Annotated in this window: 13 protein-coding genes; 12 read left to right on the top strand and 1 reads right to left on the bottom strand. The window is 42.8% G+C overall.

Annotation, left to right across the window (positions count from 1 at the left end; translation table 11 throughout):
- Positions 1-45 precede the first annotated feature (45 nt).
- The 5 genes from O1D97_RS12415 to O1D97_RS12395 all read left to right on the top strand — a co-directional run bounded on the left by O1D97_RS12415 (position 46) and on the right by O1D97_RS12395 (position 4,613).
- Entirely contained in the window at positions 46-393 is a 348-nt protein-coding gene (locus O1D97_RS12415) for a copper resistance CopC family protein (protein ID WP_191600077.1), read from the top strand.
- A gap of 52 nt (positions 394-445) precedes the next feature.
- Entirely contained in the window at positions 446-1,339 is an 894-nt protein-coding gene (locus O1D97_RS12410; protein WP_269126010.1) for a copper resistance D family protein, read from the top strand.
- A 238-nt stretch (positions 1,340-1,577) separates the two neighbouring features.
- The gene (locus O1D97_RS12405) at positions 1,578-1,805 is read left to right on the top strand and encodes a hypothetical protein (RefSeq protein WP_191600075.1); all 228 of its coding nucleotides are present in this window, start codon (positions 1,578-1,580) and stop codon (positions 1,803-1,805) included.
- A complete protein-coding gene (locus O1D97_RS12400; protein ID WP_269126008.1) occupies positions 1,798-4,146 on the top strand; it encodes a heavy metal translocating P-type ATPase in 2,349 nt (782 codons plus the stop codon). The genes O1D97_RS12405 and O1D97_RS12400 overlap by 8 nt, the downstream gene beginning before the upstream one ends.
- Before the next feature lie 23 nt (positions 4,147-4,169).
- On the top strand, positions 4,170-4,613 hold the full coding sequence (locus O1D97_RS12395; protein WP_067102616.1) for a DUF411 domain-containing protein: 444 nt from the start codon (positions 4,170-4,172) through the stop codon (positions 4,611-4,613).
- A gap of 127 nt (positions 4,614-4,740) precedes the next feature.
- Here the strand turns inward: O1D97_RS12395 and O1D97_RS12390 are convergent, their stop codons facing one another.
- On the bottom strand, positions 4,741-4,944 hold the full coding sequence (locus O1D97_RS12390; protein WP_191600072.1) for a DUF4172 domain-containing protein: 204 nt from the start codon (positions 4,942-4,944) through the stop codon (positions 4,741-4,743).
- A 647-nt stretch (positions 4,945-5,591) separates the two neighbouring features.
- Between O1D97_RS12390 and O1D97_RS19635 the strand changes: the two genes are divergently transcribed.
- The 7 genes from O1D97_RS19635 (at position 5,592) to O1D97_RS12360 (ending at position 17,806) form a co-directional block, all read left to right on the top strand.
- Positions 5,592-5,657: a DUF4113 domain-containing protein gene (locus tag O1D97_RS19635; RefSeq protein ID WP_330221485.1), complete on the top strand. Its 66-nt coding sequence runs from the start codon at positions 5,592-5,594 to the stop codon at positions 5,655-5,657.
- 933 nt (positions 5,658-6,590) lie between these two features.
- A complete protein-coding gene (locus O1D97_RS12385) occupies positions 6,591-8,072 on the top strand; it encodes a sigma-54 interaction domain-containing protein (RefSeq protein ID WP_269126004.1) in 1,482 nt (493 codons plus the stop codon).
- A 31-nt stretch (positions 8,073-8,103) separates the two neighbouring features.
- A complete protein-coding gene (locus tag O1D97_RS12380; RefSeq protein ID WP_269126002.1) occupies positions 8,104-11,499 on the top strand; it encodes a DEAD/DEAH box helicase family protein in 3,396 nt (1,131 codons plus the stop codon).
- Positions 11,489-11,863 (top strand): DUF1016 N-terminal domain-containing protein, encoded by a 375-nt coding sequence (locus O1D97_RS12375; protein ID WP_269126000.1) that lies wholly within the window; start codon positions 11,489-11,491, stop codon positions 11,861-11,863. The genes O1D97_RS12380 and O1D97_RS12375 overlap by 11 nt, the downstream gene beginning before the upstream one ends.
- 129 nt (positions 11,864-11,992) lie before the next feature.
- Entirely contained in the window at positions 11,993-13,591 is a 1,599-nt protein-coding gene (locus O1D97_RS12370) for a type I restriction-modification system subunit M (RefSeq protein WP_269125998.1), read from the top strand.
- On the top strand, positions 13,588-14,724 hold the full coding sequence (locus O1D97_RS12365; protein ID WP_269125996.1) for a restriction endonuclease subunit S: 1,137 nt from the start codon (positions 13,588-13,590) through the stop codon (positions 14,722-14,724). Before O1D97_RS12370 ends, O1D97_RS12365 begins: the two co-directional genes overlap by 4 nt.
- A gap of 34 nt (positions 14,725-14,758) precedes the next feature.
- Positions 14,759-17,806, top strand: coding sequence for a DEAD/DEAH box helicase (locus O1D97_RS12360; protein ID WP_269125994.1), 3,048 nt, complete (start codon positions 14,759-14,761; stop codon positions 17,804-17,806).
- Positions 17,807-17,814: the final 8 nt, after the last annotated feature.

The raw sequence follows: 17,814 nt of genomic DNA, 5'->3' as shown, positions 1-17,814 counted from the left end.
AACAAATATTAAGCTCAAAGCAATTAAACTTTAAAGGATCATAGTATGAACAAAATCAAATTAGCGCTTTCTGTATTCGCAATGACAGCTGCTGTAAACGTATATGCACACGGCATGATGAAAATGACATACCCAGAAGATGGTTCCATGCTAATGGCACAAGCTGAGCGCGTAGAAATGCATTTTCAACAGCCCATGCAAGTAGTGAGTTTGAAAGTGATTGGGTCGGATAATAAGCCCGTGGCGATTAAATATGACCGTAAAGCCGCAGCAACGGAGCATTTTAAAGCCATGCTGCCGAAACTGACGCCAGATACGTATTCTGTTCAGTGGAAAGCCATGGGGGAAGATGGGCACATGATGAAAGGGTCGTATAGCTTTATGCAGCATTAATGGTTCGCGGCAGTTCATTTGAGTAATAGAGCAAAAAATAACGGGAGGCGGTATGGCGTTAACGAGTTGGGAGGTCGCGCAATTATTGGCACGTTGGATGTTGTACTTTGGTGTATCCAGTGTTGTTGGTGGTTTGTTTGCGTTCAATTTGCTGCGCCATCAGCCTGTTTTATTGCTCTGTATAAAAGGGTATATAAAAGTCGGCGTGCTGGTGGGAAGTGCGGCTACGGTGGCGTATTTCTTTATTCTGGTTGGCGCTGCAATGGAGGAAGGTCTTTGGTCTATGTTTGATCCAGAGATGGTTTCTATCTATTGGGATTCCGCTGCTGGCAGCATTGTGATGGTTAATTTGTCCGGCTACGTTATTGTGGCGCTGGCTCTGATTTTATTGGGGCAGGCAAGTAGCGAGAATGTTTGGCCGTATTCCCCTTTATCATTGCTGGTCGCTTCTTTTGGTATTGCTAGCTTAGTGTATTCGTTTTCTCTTTCTGGGCACTCGATGAGCCAAGCTTGGTATTATCAAGTGATATTTTTCATTCACATCTTAATCGCTGCATGGTGGTTGGGATTGTTGTTTCCATTGTGGCTAACGGTGCGCCACGCAACAGTTGAAGAGTCCAATATAGTATTAGAGAACTTTGGTAAGCTGGCGGTTATTACCGTGTCGATTTTATTACTTTGTGGCGTCTGGATGAGCTATGAATTGACAGGATGGCAAGGTTTACTGTCATCAGACTATGGCTTTTGGTTGATGGTCAAGCTTGCTCTGGTTGCCGTTATTCTTGCGATGGCAGCGTATCATAAATTGTATCTTGTGCCGCTCATTTTAGAGCGTGGCAATGCGAATGTTATTCAAAAATCCATTTTAACCGAAAAAATTGTCGCGGCTGCGATCTTGGCGGTCACTGCCATGTTTACCACCTTCGTTGGGCTTCCAATGCATTGATTGGAGTTCTATTAATTTTCGTTGTTTTAGTTGGTGAAATGGTAGAGGAAGAGTCAGACAAGAGCAGATATTAACGCCTTTTTATTGATAAGACATTTATTTCATTAGGCAGTCTAATGGCGTGACAGCTTGGATTTAAGCTTTTTTACAAGAAATAAAGGATGAGCGGTGAGGCGAAAAATAAAAGCTTCACTCGCATCACCATTAATTTCAACAATATAAAAGAAAGGACAATACCATGATGAACGAAAGTATGTTTGGTAGCACAATGTGGGCAGGACACTGGTTATGGATGTTAGTGATTGCGACCTTAGTCGTTATACCTGTCTATAGAATATGCAAGCGAGCTGGATATTCTGGCTGGCTGGGACTGCTGATACTGGTCCCAATGGTCAATCTGATTTTGTTGTATTTCATTGCTTTTTCTGACTGGCCCGCGAGTAAAAAAGGAGCACAATATGAGTGAACACACGAATCATCATGAACATAAAAGCCATGGGGTGCATGACCCTGTGTGCAAAATGTCGGTAGATACTCGAACTGCAAAATATAGTAGTCAGCATGTCGATAAGACTTGGTATTTCTGTTCTTCTGGTTGTCAGTTGAAGTTCGATAATAATCCAGAGAAGTATCTCAACGAAGAAAATGAGCAAACAGAGCCGGTTGCGGCCGGAACCATGTTTACCTGTCCTATGCATCCAGAAGTCCGTCAACATGGCCCCGGTGACTGCCCGATTTGTGGCATGTCGCTGGAACCTGAGGAAGTAAGCCTCGACGACGGCCCTTCAGTAGAGCTCGCCGACATGACTCGTCGATTCTGGATTGGTCTGGCTCTGACACTTCCGGTTTTTTTGATCGAAATGGGAGGCCATCTCTTTAAGGTTGACCATATTGTGTCGCCACAAATATCCAATTGGATTCAGTTGGCTTTAGCTACTCCAGTGGTCGTTTGGTGTGGTGGACCATTCTTTGTACGCGGTTGGAAATCTGTACTTAATAGTAATCTTAATATGTTCACACTTATTGCCATCGGTACGGGTGTTTCTCTGTTGTACAGTTTTGTCGCAACCTTGACTCCGCAGATATTTCCTGACGCTTTTCACGCTGACGATGGCTCAGTCGCAGTGTATTTCGAAGCGGCCGCTGTCATTGTTGTGCTGGTATTGTTGGGTCAGGTACTTGAACTTCGAGCTCGAGAAAAAACCTCTGGCGCTATCAAAGCTCTATTGGATCTAGCTCCGGCTACGGCAAGAAAACTGGACGATGACGGCAGTGAGTCTGATGTGGCGCTCGATCAAGTTAAGGTTGGCGATCGATTGCGAGTTAGACCTGGCGATAAGGTGCCTCTAGATGGCGAAGTGCTTGAAGGCCGTTCCAATGTTGATGAATCCATGGTCACTGGTGAACCCCTGGCAGTTAGTAAAAAGACTGGAGATCAAGTAGTTGGTGGTAGCATTAATCAGCAAGGCAGTTTTATTTTACGGGCTGACAAAGTAGGTCGTGACACAATGTTGTCCCAGATCGTCCAGATGGTTGCCAGTGCACAGCGAAGTCGTGCGCCTATTCAGGGAATGGCTGACAAAGTGGCTAGTTGGTTCGTTCCGGTGGTTCTGTTGGTCTCTATCATTGTATTCGGAGTCTGGTCTATCGTCGGTCCAACGCCACCCATGGCCTTTGGTCTGATCGCAGCTGTGAGTGTGCTGATTATTGCTTGTCCCTGTGCCTTGGGTCTGGCGACTCCTATGTCGATCATGGTCGGTGTTGGTCGTGGGGCTCAGATCGGTGTCTTGATCCGAGATGCTGAAGCATTGGAGTGGATGGAAAAAGTAGACACAGTGGTAGTGGATAAAACCGGGACCTTGACCGAAGGTAAGCCTCAGGTGACAAAACTGGTCTTGGCAAACGGTTTCAGCGATGAGGATTTGATGCGTTATTCCGGTAGTCTTGAAAAAGGCAGCGAGCATCCGTTAGCTCATGCCATTTTAGATAAAGCTAAGACCATGAATCTAACTCTGCCAGACGCCATAGATTTCGACTCACCGAACGGCAAAGGCGTTACCGGTGAAGTCGATGGAAAAAGGGTTCTGCTTGGTAATCGACTGTTAATGCAGTCAGAAAATGTTAATACTTCAACTTTTGAGGAAGAAGCTAACCAACTTCGAGAAGACGGTGCCACAGTAATCTTTGCCGCGGTTGACGGGAAGGTTTGTGGTTTGCTGGCAATTGCAGACCCTGTCAAGGATACCTCCAAAGCGGCAATAATCGCTCTGCAGAAGGAAGGAATTCGGGTGGTGATGCTGACTGGAGATAACCTTACTTCCGCTGAAGCCGTAGCCCGCAAGCTCCACATTGATGAAGTGAAAGCAGAAGTGTTGCCGGAAGATAAAGGCAAGGTTATTCAACAACTTAAGAATGAGGGGCGTGTTGTTGTTATGGCTGGAGATGGTGTAAATGATGCGTTAGCCTTGGCAACTGCTGATGTAGGTATTGCGATGGGCACAGGAACCGACGTGGCCATAGAAAGTGCGGGCATTACTTTGTTGCGTGGCGATCTGATGGGCATAGTGGAAGCGCGACGATTATCCCGAGCAACCATGCATAATATTCGGCAGAACCTGTTCTTTGCATTCATTTATAACATGGCAGGAGTACCGATTGCTGCAGGAGTACTTTATCCGTTTACAGGTATTCTCTTATCGCCTATTTTTGCCGCTGCAGCTATGTCGTTGTCCTCGGTGAGTGTCATATTAAATGCTTTAAGGCTGCGGGCGGTAAAATTATCAGATAGCCAAATTAATAGTAAATAGCTAATTTTGAAAGAGGTGAATATATGAAGGTAATAAATAAAAGCATTGCAGCTTCAATCTTAACGTTAGTCAGTGCAAGCGTGTTTGCACAACCTATAATAGATCTCTACAAGTCTCCGACATGTGGTTGTTGTGTTAAATGGGGTGAGCTAATGAAGGCAGAGGGATATACCGTTAATTATCATCACACAGAAGACTGGTCCTCTTTAAAGAAAGATGCGGGTATGCCCATGCAACTACAATCGTGTCACACCGCTGTAATCGACGGTTACTTAATTGAAGGGCATGTGCCAGAACAAGATGTGGCACGTTTAATACTTGAGAAACCTGAAAATGTATCAGGGTTGGCTGTGCCTGGAATGCCAAGGTATTCTCCTGGCATGGCTGCAAAAGGTCAGCGATACAAAGGTTTTAATGTGGTTCAGTTTAGCCAACAAGGAACGATGACTGTCTATCAACAGTATTGATAAACGATAAATCCATCAAATCCAACAGGTTATCAAGCTGAAAGGAAAAAGCCGAGCTAGTAGCTCGGCTTTTTCCTTTATTCTTTCGAGCCTGATCCAGTAAGAACTTAGGGAGGAATTTTTACTGCTAGAGTTTGAGCGCCTCAATTGCGCTTGAGTTCACGATGTTAGCCAAAAGTGTATTGAGCTTGTTTTGCTTTTTATCATGGGATTGACTGGCCATCTTACCCAATAGTATTCCTTGGTTAAGACGGGCTTCTCTTAACATTGGTTCTACAACGTTTTTATCCCATATAAAGTTAGGCAAATTTTCTTGCTGCCATATCCACATAACACACCCTATGATTTGAATAACATGATTAATCTAATCATAATTTGATGTGAATGTTGTAGGCAATCACATTCTAGTCGTTGTGAAGAGTAATTAAATGGAAGTGGCTAAGGGGAAATTGAGAGTGAATAGGCTAGTTTCCAGAAAATTATTCTGTAAATTGGTCTACAAAATAATACATTATAGGTTATTTTTTGTAGACCTTTTGTGGTGATGGGAAGATTGTAATCTCACGAAAACTCACGTTTACTACGAATCAAAGTAACAAAAATGTCCAAAATCATGCTTTGATTCAAAGAAATCAAAACCATGTATTTATGGGTGTTTTTGCCTTTAAGTCATGAACTATTTGAAATGCTTTGATTCGAAGGGTAGAGGTCATGGGCCAAGATGGGATCAAAATGGGCCAAAATCCTAGTAAATAGAGCTTTCTTGCTTAAAGTTGCTTTGATTCAAAGGGGAGGTATTTACTAAGGCATTGAATATGTTATATAAAGTCGTTGCACACCATGTAGGGGAATATTCATCATAACCTTGAGATGATAAAGATCAACTCTAAATACTTAATGGGAGTAGTAGACCGCATCAAGCACAGCCGCTTTGGTAGCTAATTCTTCGCCGCTCAAGGTACAACGCCGTAATGGTCTATGAAACGAGAGCGTTTATCATCAGCGTACACGACAAGGTGGAAAGACCTACCGAGAGTATGGTGAACTGATGTTTAAAGTAACTGAACATAAAAAACCTGTAGAGAGAAATTATTGCAGTGTTAATTTAGAAATAATTGTTAAGCGTGTTTATCAAGAGAATATTTTGATTTTCTATGGATGAATTACCACATAAAAAATACAAGAGTTTGTCACTACAAACCACCATTTAACAAGCATAAAGACGTTATACCTTCTAATAAAGTTTTATGCATTTGTTATCGACAGTGATTAGTTGACTTCAATTCAGGTATTTAGTTAAAGTAGATGAATCCAAGTTATCCTGATAGGGTTACCGAAAGACTTCTCAATCTTTCGAAACAAAAAGGCCGCAACTAAAGCGGCTTTTTTTATCTCTGCTTTTTATCATGGGATTGACTTGCCATCTTTTTGCAGGCCTCTGGTAATGCTGAGAGGTTTTTAATCCCACGAAAACTCACGTTTGCTTCGAATCAAAGTAACAAAAATGTCCAAAAGCATGCTTTGATGCAATTGAAATCATGCATTTGAGGGTGTTTTTGCCTTTAAAGCATGGGCTAATTTGAGATGCTTTGATTCGAAGAGTAGGGGGCATGGGCCAAGACGCTATCAAAATTAGCCAAAATCTTCTGTTATAGAGCTTTATTGCCTTATATTACTTTGATTCAAAGGATAAGACGTCACTAAGGCTTTGAAAATAATAGATAAAGTAATAGTTCACCATTTACAGGAATATTCGTCATAACCATGATATGGTAGCGGTCAGCAGTTCAAATCCCCCTAGTCTTACCAGATTTTACTTACTACTTTTTTGTATCTGAAATTGGCCCATTTTGCCCCATGTTATTTAATACTGGTAAAAATTCTGCTCTTTACGCTATTTTTCTAATGATGTACTTTACGGCAAACTGTAGTAGTCTCTGTTCTTATTAAGCAACTGTGTTTATTAGGGATGTGTTTATGGTTGAAAAAGTGTTGGTGTCATGGATAGGCGAAACAGATTTAAAAGCGGCTATTTCTGATGCGCCATTAGATGCTCCGATATCATCTACGTTATCTGATTTTTCCTTTGATCGCGTTATTCTTCTTTGTTCATACCCAAAAGTCAGGAGTACTCCCTACATCGAGTGGCTGAAAGGCCAAACTGTTGATCCAATAGAGAGCCATCAAGAAACATTAGTTTCTCCTGTTGATTTTGAATCCATATTTCATGCCGCCGATAAGCACCTGAGTGCTTTTAAAAAAGCAAACGCTGAGATCTCTATTTTACTGAGTCCTGGTACACCTGCCATGCAAGCCATTTGGATTTTGCTTGGGAAGACGAAGTACTCTGCTCGCTTTTATCAATCCAGCAAAGAGCAAGGAGTGCAAGAGGTACAGATACCTTTTGAAATTTCTGCTGAATACACACCGCCAGCCACCAAGTTAACCACTACACAATTCACAGAGCTTACTAATGATGGCGTAAGTTCCAATGCTGCATTTGAAAACATCATTACTCAAAATCCCGTGATGCAGCGTTTAAAGTATCAAGCTGAAATTCTTGCAAAGCGTGAAGTACCTGTATTAATTCAAGGTGAAACAGGGACGGGGAAAGAACTTTTTGCAAGAGCGATTCATAACGCAAGCTCACGATCAGACAAACCGTTTGTAGCTGTTAATTGTGGTGCGTTTCCATCAGAACTGGTGGACTCTATTTTGTTTGGTCATAAAAAAGGCGCGTTTACGGGCGCATCAGCTGATCGACGAGGGTATTTCCAGCAAGCCAATGGTGGAACACTTTTCTTAGACGAATTTGGTGAGCTAGAGCCCAGTGTGCAGGTAAGATTGCTACGGGTTCTACAAGAGGGCGTTATTACGCCTGTGGGCGCGATCAAAGAGGAAAATGTGAACGTTCGTATTATTACGGCCACACACAGAAACTTGATGCAAGCTATCCATGACGGACGTTTTCGAGAAGATCTTTTTTATCGTGTTGCTGTTGGGGTTCTTTCATTGCCACCACTTCGAGAACGACAGGGAGATATTACTTTATTAGCTGATGCATTATTAGTGGATATGGCAAAGCAAGATATTGCTCTGAGAGGTAAAGAAATTTCTGTGAATGCAAAAAATATTATCCTTTCACAATTGTGGCCGGGTAATATACGTGAGTTACGATCGACTTTATTGCGAGCTTCTCTATGGAGTAGTGAAGACGCAATATCGGCTGATGACATCAAACAAGCCATGTTTGATAGACCTCAGGATAATACCAGTTTATTAGATAAGGATATTTCACAAGGTATTGATGTTCAAAATATTATTTCTGATTTGGTAAGGCATTACATTCCTAAAGCATTAGCTCATTCAAATGGCAGTAAGTCCAAAGCGGCTGAGTTATTAGGACTTAAAAATTACCAAACACTCACCAACTGGATGGATAAATACGACGTGAAATAGAAGTTGGCACAGCTTTCGCTATAACACGAGTATGAGAACAATATTATTTATGAAATCACAAAACTTTGAGTTTCTTCGTCCTGAAAACGAGGTATTAGCCAACCTAGCAGGTTTGGCTGAGGCTGTGTTGCATATTGATCCAGGTAGTGCCTTGACTCGTCTTCGTGCCTTTGCTGAAGAGCTAACCAAGGCCATTTATAAAGAAGAGTGCCTGCCTCGTTTACCTGAATCAACCTTGAACACCATGGTACGTGACACTGTGTTCCAAAACTGTGTGACAAAACCACTGGTTCATCAGTTGAATTATCTACGTGCCCAAGGCAATGAAACGGCACATGGCGGGGAAGGGGACTTACGAACCGCGCTTATGGCACTGGGGACGGCGCATCAGCTCGCCTGCTACCTTGCCATCAAATACTACATGAAGAAAAAGGCAAGCATCCCTGCGTTTATTGACATAAAAGACAATCGTGCCGATGCCATTGCTTTGTCTGGATCCATCAATAAATACAAAGAAGAACTGGATAAGCAGAAACAGCTCAATGACGAACTGCTCGAACAGATTGAAAAAGAACGCACTAAAAACCTAAAGTACCTCGATGCGCCAGCGTTTCCTGATCAACAGAAGCGTAAGCAAGAAAGCGAAGCCGTTGCCGATAGCCTGCAATGGAACGAAGCGAAAACCCGCAAGCTGTTAATTGATGCCATGCTGGTGCAAGCTGGCTGGAACGTTTCTGATCCAGACAGTGTCGGTATTGAAGTGGAAGTCGCTTTTCCAAATAACCCATCCGGTAAGGGCTACGTCGATTATGTGTTGTGGGGCAGCGATGGCAAGCCTCTTGCTGTCGTCGAAGCGAAGCGCTCTAGCAGTAGCTCGGATCAAGAGGGACGTGAACAAGCTCGCCTGTATGCCAATTCACTTGAGCAGCAATTCGGTCAGCGCCCAGTGATTTTCTACACCAATGGCTATGAGACCTTTATTTGGGACGACGCCCAATACAATTCGCCGCGAATCGTCTATGGCTTTTACAGTAAAGACAGTCTGGATTATCTGATTTACCAACGCCAATACCGTGATAACCAGCTTGAGCAAAATAACCCAAACCTAAAGATCGCCGATCGTTTATATCAGATCAACGCCATTAAATCGGTAGCCCATACTTTCCAAGAACAGCGCCGCAAAGCCTTGATTATCCAAGCGACAGGCACAGGCAAAACCCGTGTTTCCATCGCGTTGGCGGATTTGATGTTAAACGCCGGTTGGGCCAAGCGCGTACTCTTTCTATGTGACCGCAAAGAGCTGCGTACCCAAGCGAGTGAAGCGTTCAAAACCAATTTGCCCAGCGAGCCCCGCTGTGAAATCGGCGAAACCAATAAAATCGACGAAAACGCGCGTATTTACGTGTCCACTTATCCTGGCATGATGAACCGCTTTGCTCAGCTCGATGTGGGCTTCTTTGACCTCATCATTGCCGATGAAAGTCACCGCAGTATCTACAACCGCTATCGTGATATTTTTGATTATTTTGATGCGTTACAGGTGGGTTTAACCGCCACGCCAGTAACGTTTATCAGTCGTAATACCTTTGATATGTTTGGCTGTGAAACCACGGACCCAACGTATCAGTTTGGCTTAAAAGAAGCCATCGAACATGAGCCACCTTATTTAGTGGATTTCAAAGTCAAAGACGTCACCACAGAGTTTCTTCGTGATGGTATTCACTACAACGACTTAACCGATGCTCAAAAGCGCCAGCTAGAAGACGACCTGGGTTCTGACGAAGCGCAAAATGCCTCGTACCAAGGCAAAGACATAGGTCGTAAAATCTTCAGTGAAAAAACCGACCAAGAGATTCTTGAAAACTTGATGAATTATGGCATCAAGGATGAAACTAACTCCCTAGTGGGCAAAACGATTGTCTTTGCGAATAACCAAAAACATGCAGAACATTTAGAGAAATTATTCTGCAAGCTCTACCCACAATATGGCAATAAAGTCTGCAAAGTCATTCACAACAAGGTTTCCCACGTCGAGAGCTTGATAAAAGAGTTTAAAAAAGGCGACAACGATTTTCGTATCGCCATTTCGGTCGACATGCTGGATACGGGTATCGACGTGCCTGAAGTGGTAAACCTGGTCTTTGCGAAAACCGTTAAATCATCGGTCAAATTCTGGCAGATGATTGGCCGAGGAACACGTTTATGTAAAAACTTGTTTGGTAAAGGCAAAGACAAAACGGAATTTTTGATTTTTGATCACTACGGTAATTTTGACTTTTTTGAACAAGAATACAAAGAACCTCAAGATGTGGGTGGCAAGCCCTTACTGCAAACCTGTTTCGAGGCTCGTGTCAATCTCGCGATTCAAGCCCTTAAGCATAACCACCGAGAAGGCTTTGATAGCGCGATTGAACTCATTAAAGCGGATATTGCTGACTTACCAAGAGACAGTGTGGCGGTTCGTAAAGCGTTGCGACAAGTAGATACGCTTCTGCAAACCGATAGCTTGCAGAAGCTGAATGCCACTACGCAGCATGTATTGTCTGACACCATAGCGCCACTAATGGCGGTTCGCCCCCTGAAAGATAAGCATGCAACGCAATTGGATCGTTTGATGGCGGCGGTGGAAACCAGCTTTATTGAGCAGTCGGCAAGCTTTGAAGATGGCCGCGACACCTTAATCGAGCAAATATCTACCTTAGCGGTAAATATCCAAGCGGTTCGCCAAAAGCAAGCCATCATCGACGAAGTGAACAGCGCTGAATTTTGGCAAACTCCTAGTGTCGCTAAGCTAGAAAACGCACGGACTCAGTTACGCAGTATTATGAAGTTCCGCCAAAGCGAATCCACAGCGGGCAAAGATCCACTGAAAACCCGCACTCAAGATGGCAAAGTGGTGACAGAAGTGCGCGAGCATAAACTGTACAACAAAGACGAAGTCAGTGTTTACCGTCGCCGAGCCAAAGAGCTGCTAGACAATTTAGTCGCGACGAATCCGATTTTACAAAAAATCAAAGCCCATGAGGCTGTTTCGGAAGATGACCTAAAAAATCTAACCTCAACCATTTTAACCACGCACCCGACCGTCAGTTTGGATACCCTGAACGCGTTTTATGGTCGTACAGCGGATCAACTGCACATCACTTTGCAAGAGTTGGTGGGACTTGAGCCAGAAAAAGTCAGTGAACACTTCACCGACTTTGTGCATCGCCACCCGAATCTTACCTCGCAGCAAGTGCGGTTTATGGACTTGCTCAAAACCTACATCACCAACTACGGCTTCATCGACATAGCCAAACTCTACGAAGCACCGTTTACCAGCGTTAATCCCAATGGCGTCGATGGCGTATTTAAAGACACCGACGTAGACGACCTTGTATCCGTACTACGACCCTTTATCAAACAGGATGTTCAGCATGACCGATAAAGAGCTTCTCCCCGGTAATCTTTACCAAGCTATCACCACCGTTATTCAGCTGGCGCGTCAACACGTCAAGCAAGTCGTTAACCACCAAATGGTGTCGACCTATTGGGAAATTGGTCGTTTGATAGTGGAACATGAGCAACAAGGCCAAGCGCGGGCGGTATATGGCAAACAGCAACTGCAACAGCTTTCCAAACGATTGACAGACGAGTTTGGTAAAGGTTTTGATGCTCGTAATTTAAGAAATATGCGTATGTTTTATCAGCAAAACCCAATTTGGAACGCAGTGCGTTCCAAATTGAGCTGGACGCATTGCAACGTGCTGATACGCATTGAAAATTCATCAGCGCGTATGTGGTATGCATAGACCTTACCCACTGAAGAAGAATTGCAACAAGAGCTTGAACGAGAGCGCGAGCTTGTACTACGAATCCAAGAGCAACGCGCGTCGTATCAATCGACTTCCGCTTAAAACACGATATACAAGAGAGACCTTATGTTAACTGGACCAATCCGTAACGACATCGACAAACTATGGGAAAAATTCTGGACAGGGGGCATTACTAACCCCTTGACCGTGATTGAACAGATCAGTTACCTCATGTTTGCCCGTATGCTCGATATGCAAGAAGAAGCGGAAGAACGCAAAGCCAACCGCACTGGCAAAGCCTTTGTCCGTCTTTTTCCGGATACCAAGGAAGGTCAATTACTGCGTTGGAAAAACTTCAAAAACTTATCCGGCAAAGCGCTGCACAAACACCTGAAAAACGAAGTCTACCCGTACTTTTCCAAACTGGGCGACGTGGCCGACATAGACCAAGCCGAAGAGAACTCCCCAGTCAAAGCCATGGGCCACATCAGTGACTACATGGAAGACGCTGATCTAGAAATCAAAAACGAATCCGTGCTGGTGGCCGCATTGGAAATGGTCGATTCCTTACCGCTTAACCAAAGCGACGTAAAAGGCGACATTTACGAATACCTACTTAGCAAGCTCACCACAGCGGGCATTAATGGCCAGTTTCGTACCCCGCGCCACATCATCGACGCCATGATCGAAATCATCGATCCGCAACCCTGGGACACCATTTGTGATCCGTCATGTGGTACGGCCGGGTTTTTAGCGCGCACCATGGAATACCTCAATCGCCAGCACACCAGCCCAGAAAGCATCTGGACCGACGAAGAAGGTAATAAACATTACCCAGGCGACAAGCTAGAAAATTATCGAGAACACATCAGTGATGACATGTTCTGGGGGTTTGACTTCGACACCACCATGCTGCGCGTTTCCAGCATGAACATGATGTTACACGGGGTAAACGGCTCTAATGTGGTGTATCAAGACACTTTGAATAAATCCATCCGTGAGAACTTCCCCAAACAGGAAGAAAACTACTTTGATATCATCTTAGCGAACCCGCCCTTTAAAGGCAGCCTAGATGAAACCAACACCAACCCCGAACTGCTCAGTATGGTGAAAACCAAAAAGACCGAGCTGCTGTTCGTCGCACACATTTTACGTTCCCTAAAACTTGGTGGCCGCGCCGCCGTCATCGTACCCGATGGCGTATTATTTGGCTCCTCCAAAGCCCACCAACAGCTACGCCAAGAACTGATTGAAAACAACCAACTCGAAGGCATCATCAGCTTACCCAGCGGCGTATTTAAACCCTACGCCGGCGTCAGCACCGCCATTCTACTTTTTACCAAAGGCGGCACCACCGAACGCGTCTGGTTCTACGACTTACAAGCCGACGGCTATTCCCTAGATGATAAACGCGCCCCATTAAAAGGCGAAGGCAGCAACGACCTGCCAGACGCCATCGAGAAATGGAAATCCTATCGTCAGCTGGTACTCGACAATGCCACCGTAGAACAAATAAACGAGCAATTTGGTACTAAAACAGAAAAAGCCTTCGTGGTCGATGCTGCTGACATTGCTAGCAACAAATACGACCTCTCCATCAACCGCTATAAAGAAGTGGTGTATGAAGAAGAGCAATACGAAGACCCGAAAGTCATCCTCGGCAAACTCATGGCGTTAGAAAACGACATCATGGCAGACCTGAAAGAACTGGAGGAGATGTTATGACATGGCCGATGGTGAAGTTGGGGGGGCTAGTTATCGCCCATTATGGTAAAGCTTTAAAAAAAGAAAATAGAAACGAATCCGGAATATTTGACGTATACGGAAGTTCCGGTCTGGTGGGGAAGCATGATGGTGCTCTTACTTATGAAAGCACCCTCATTGTTGGTCGTAAGGGCTCTGTAGGTAAAATAGTATGGGCTGAAAATGGTGGATGGGTAATTGATACAGCATATTATTTGCAGGTTTTACAACCTGAGAAACTGGATTTGCGCTACTTATTTTATGCATTAAAAAAAGCAGATCTAAGAAGTAGAACCATTACAACATCTATACCTGGGCTCAATCGTGATGACTTTTATGGAGCCGTAATCCCACTCCCTCCACTGGAAGAGCAAAAACGCATCGCCGCCATCCTCGACAAAGCCGACGCCATCCGCCGCAAGCGCCAGCAAGCCATCCAACTCGCCGACGACTTCCTACGCTCCGTGTTTTTAGACATGTTTGGTGATCCCGTCACCAACCCAAAGGGCTGGGAAGTTAAAAATATTGTTGAATTAGCATCAAGCGATAAATATTCACTGAAAAGAGGTCCTTTTGGTGGAGCCTTAAAGAAGGAGGCTTTCGTTGATAGCGGTTATTTAGTATATGAGCAGTACCATGCGCTAAATAATGACTTTACATTTGCTAGATACTTTATTGATGAGGAAAAATATCAAGAACTCAAGGCATTTGATGTAGGCGAGGGTGACATTATTATTAGTTGTTCAGGTGTTAATTTAGGTCGATTGGCAATTGTTCCAAAAGGAAGCCCGAAAGGAATAATAAATCAAGCATTACTTAAAGTTAAATTGGATGAGTCTAAAATGTTAAACGAAATGTTTGTCAGCATTTTTACCCATCCTAATTTTAAAAGAGAATTTTTTGGTGACAACAGAGGAAGTGGTGTACCAAACTTTCCACCAATGAGCACCTTCAAGGAGTTTGGTTTCATTGTTCCTCCATTAGAAATGCAGCAACAGTATATTTCGTTGGTACACAAAGTAGAACAATTAAAAGTTAAAGTTAAAAACTCGTGTGAGTTAAGCGACACAGAATTCAACTCACTAAGCCAAAAAGCCTTTGCAGGCGAGTTATAACGCTATTTATAAAAATAATAACAAGGACGTTTAAATGAATGTTAGTGGTTTCTCAGTTAATGAAGATTTGTGGCAAAGTCTTAGGCACTGCCAGCAAGAAAGTATTCAAACGGCGCTAAGTTACTTAAAAAAACCGCTAAATGAAAAAGCGAACTCTTGCCTGATTAGCTTACCAACAGGTGCAGGGAAATCAGGTGTAATAAGTATTGTAGCTCACAAAGCAACACAAAAACGGGTGTTGGTTTTATGTCACCGACGTGCTGTGTGTGATCAACTTTTTAAAGAAATAGACGGAAAGTTCTGCAGTGATCGTGTTGAAGGCGAGGTAATAAAACGTAAGACTGTTTACAGCGATGTGAACGATACATCTAAAAATGGTGTTTACGTTTCTACATTCCAAAAATTGCAAACCTTTGATAGCAATCAACTTGAGCGATTAAAGCAAGATATTGACCTTATTATTGATGAGGGACACGCTGAACCTTCTCCAGTATGGAGCACATTGGTGCGTGGAATTGATGCTCATAAAGTTGTTATAACAGCTACTCCTTACAGGAATGATTTATACCAATTCGATGTTACCGAAGACGCGAGTTATATTTATACCTTTGAAAGAGCACTTACAGATGGTGTTTTAAAAGAACCAACTTTTGAATCGATAGCCTTAGCTGAATTAAGCCAAAAAATCACACAGTTCTTAAAAGAGAATGACGGCACAAAGTGCATTATCAAGTGTGAAAAGTTCGAAGCTATTAATAGCTTTTACGATTTGCTAAACGACGACTTTTCAGTTTTAGCAATACATGAACAATTCACTAAAGATGAACGAGACAATGTAAGAGTTTCCGTACCAGCGAACCTTAAAGGTTCAGATTATCAAGTCATTATTCACCAGCGTAAATTGGACGAAGGAGTCGATATTCCTGAAGCTAAATTATTGGTTTTGGCTTATGCCGTGAATAGTGGAAGGGAGCTAGTTCAAACAATCGGAAGAGTAGTTCGTCTATATGGTGATATTGAGCCTATAATTTTGGAAATTGAGAGTGATGCAAATAGCCAAATGTGGCAAAACTACCGAAAGTTTGATCGCTCACTAGATAGTGCTGATTCAGTTAAAAAATTCATAGCATCACTAGACAGTAATAAATTGATTGAGCGTTATTTAGAAGCATTTCCTGATGTTAGTTATTACGGTAACCGCTTTGTAAGTAAGTTTAATCTGAATACCTTCGAGCCGGAAAGCTCTCTGAATATTCCAACGGCATCAATTTGTTTCTTGAATCAGTCTCAGGGATTCAGCATTAAGCTTTTATCAGATCATTTATATTGGCGATGTAATAATGCTGGTGAACTCGCGAGAGTGTTTTCTACAGAATCAGGTATTCATGGTGTTATATCAATCGCATTCAACAAGTCTCGGTTTTTAACCGACCAGTTTTTCTTTGAACCTTCACTTGAAATAACATTGTATAAACAGCTCTCGAACAGCGTTGTTGCAATTTATGATAGCCGAGGCCGAAGATTTAATGGTGAGAAAAAATTAAAATTCGGTTCTGCGGTGTCTCTCGATAAACTGCTTAACGTAATGTCATTAGGTGAATCATCTTCGACTAAAGAAGCGAGTAGTAAATCGATTAGCTCTGCTAGAAAACGTCCAGAAAGCATTGCAGTAAAAGGACGAAATTTAGAGCAAATGGCTGACATGCAAGCTAATGCCTCATATCGGTCAGCCACAATGCGTTGTGATACCTATGACCAATATAATAAACCGAAAGGTAGTTATTATGTAGGCGCGGATTCTGGGCGAATTTCAGATCAAAAGGAGTCATCGTTTACTTTGGATGAACTTAATGATTGGCTTACAGAAATGGATAGCGCTATATCTGCGAATATTAATATAAATAACGCCTTGGTACATTCATATGCAAAGCCAATATCTGTTGATGAAAACTTTGAAGCTCAAAGTTTGATTTTTGATTTAACAGAGTTTGAGTCTCCGATAAGTATTTTGATAAACGAAGAGCTATATACAATCGATAACTCGTTTTTGTATTTAAATTATGAAAACGGCGCTTTACTTGTTGGTGGTATTGAAGAAAGTAGAGTCTTAGTTAACTTTAAGCAAGATGAACCTTGTCTAGAAATTACACCAGAAACGGAAATACTATACTTACTTGAAGGTGAGGAATACCAAGACATAACTGACTTTCTTAACGAGCATTTACATAAAGCTCTTTTAGCCAATGGTATAAGTTTTTCAAACGGTAAGTTCTATCAATTAACGCTTCCTGTGGCTGATAGTTTTGAATTAGGTACTTCCAACCTTGCCAATGTTGTTATCGGGCTAGAGTCTCTTATTGGTGAAGGTTTAGATGAGAAAGGATATCAAAATGGTGCCCATCAAGTTGTTAATGGAGACTTTAGTCCGGACTCAATTTTCTATTTAGTGGACCAAATAAAAGCTAATGGCTTAGCCAACCCAACAAAAAATCAATTAGGTCCATTTGCTTCCTACATACCCGAAGCCGATTTATTGATTAACACGGATATGGGAACTGAGCCTGCTGACTTCATAGTTTCGTCAAAAAATAAATTGGCTTTCGTTCACGCTAAATGTGGCAAAGCTACAAAAAAACCAGAATCTTCGGCAGGTGCACTTGCAGAGGTTGGCTCCCAAGCCATTAAAAACATTGAAATGCTAATCAGTGGGAATACTGAACTGAAGCCTTCAAATTGGAGTAGGCTCCATACACCATGGCCTAGTCCAAATGATCCCCTAAATATTCCGGAAAGAATTAGAATTTTCCAAGGTGCTACGTTTACGGCTCAAAATGGGCAGGAAAGGCTAGAAAAACTAAATGACCTATGGGATACAGTTGCTGCAAGAAGGCGCTCAACAGCAGTAAAAAAAGAAATTTGGATCGTCGCTGCAAATAGCTTTTCTGCGAGTCATTTTGAGCGGCAATTAAGATTGGGCGCGCAGGCAAATGGTGAAACTTTACAAGCTTTTCAATTATTAAATAGTTGGTTGGCGACGGCACATAATAATGATGTTGAACTGAAAGTTTTCGTTTCAACGTAGCGTTAATA

The sequence above is a fragment of the Marinomonas phaeophyticola genome (genome assembly GCF_026966905.1).
Taxonomy (GTDB): Bacteria; Pseudomonadota; Gammaproteobacteria; order Pseudomonadales; family Marinomonadaceae; genus Marinomonas; species Marinomonas phaeophyticola.
This window is presented reverse-complemented; position numbering and strand designations above follow the sequence as displayed.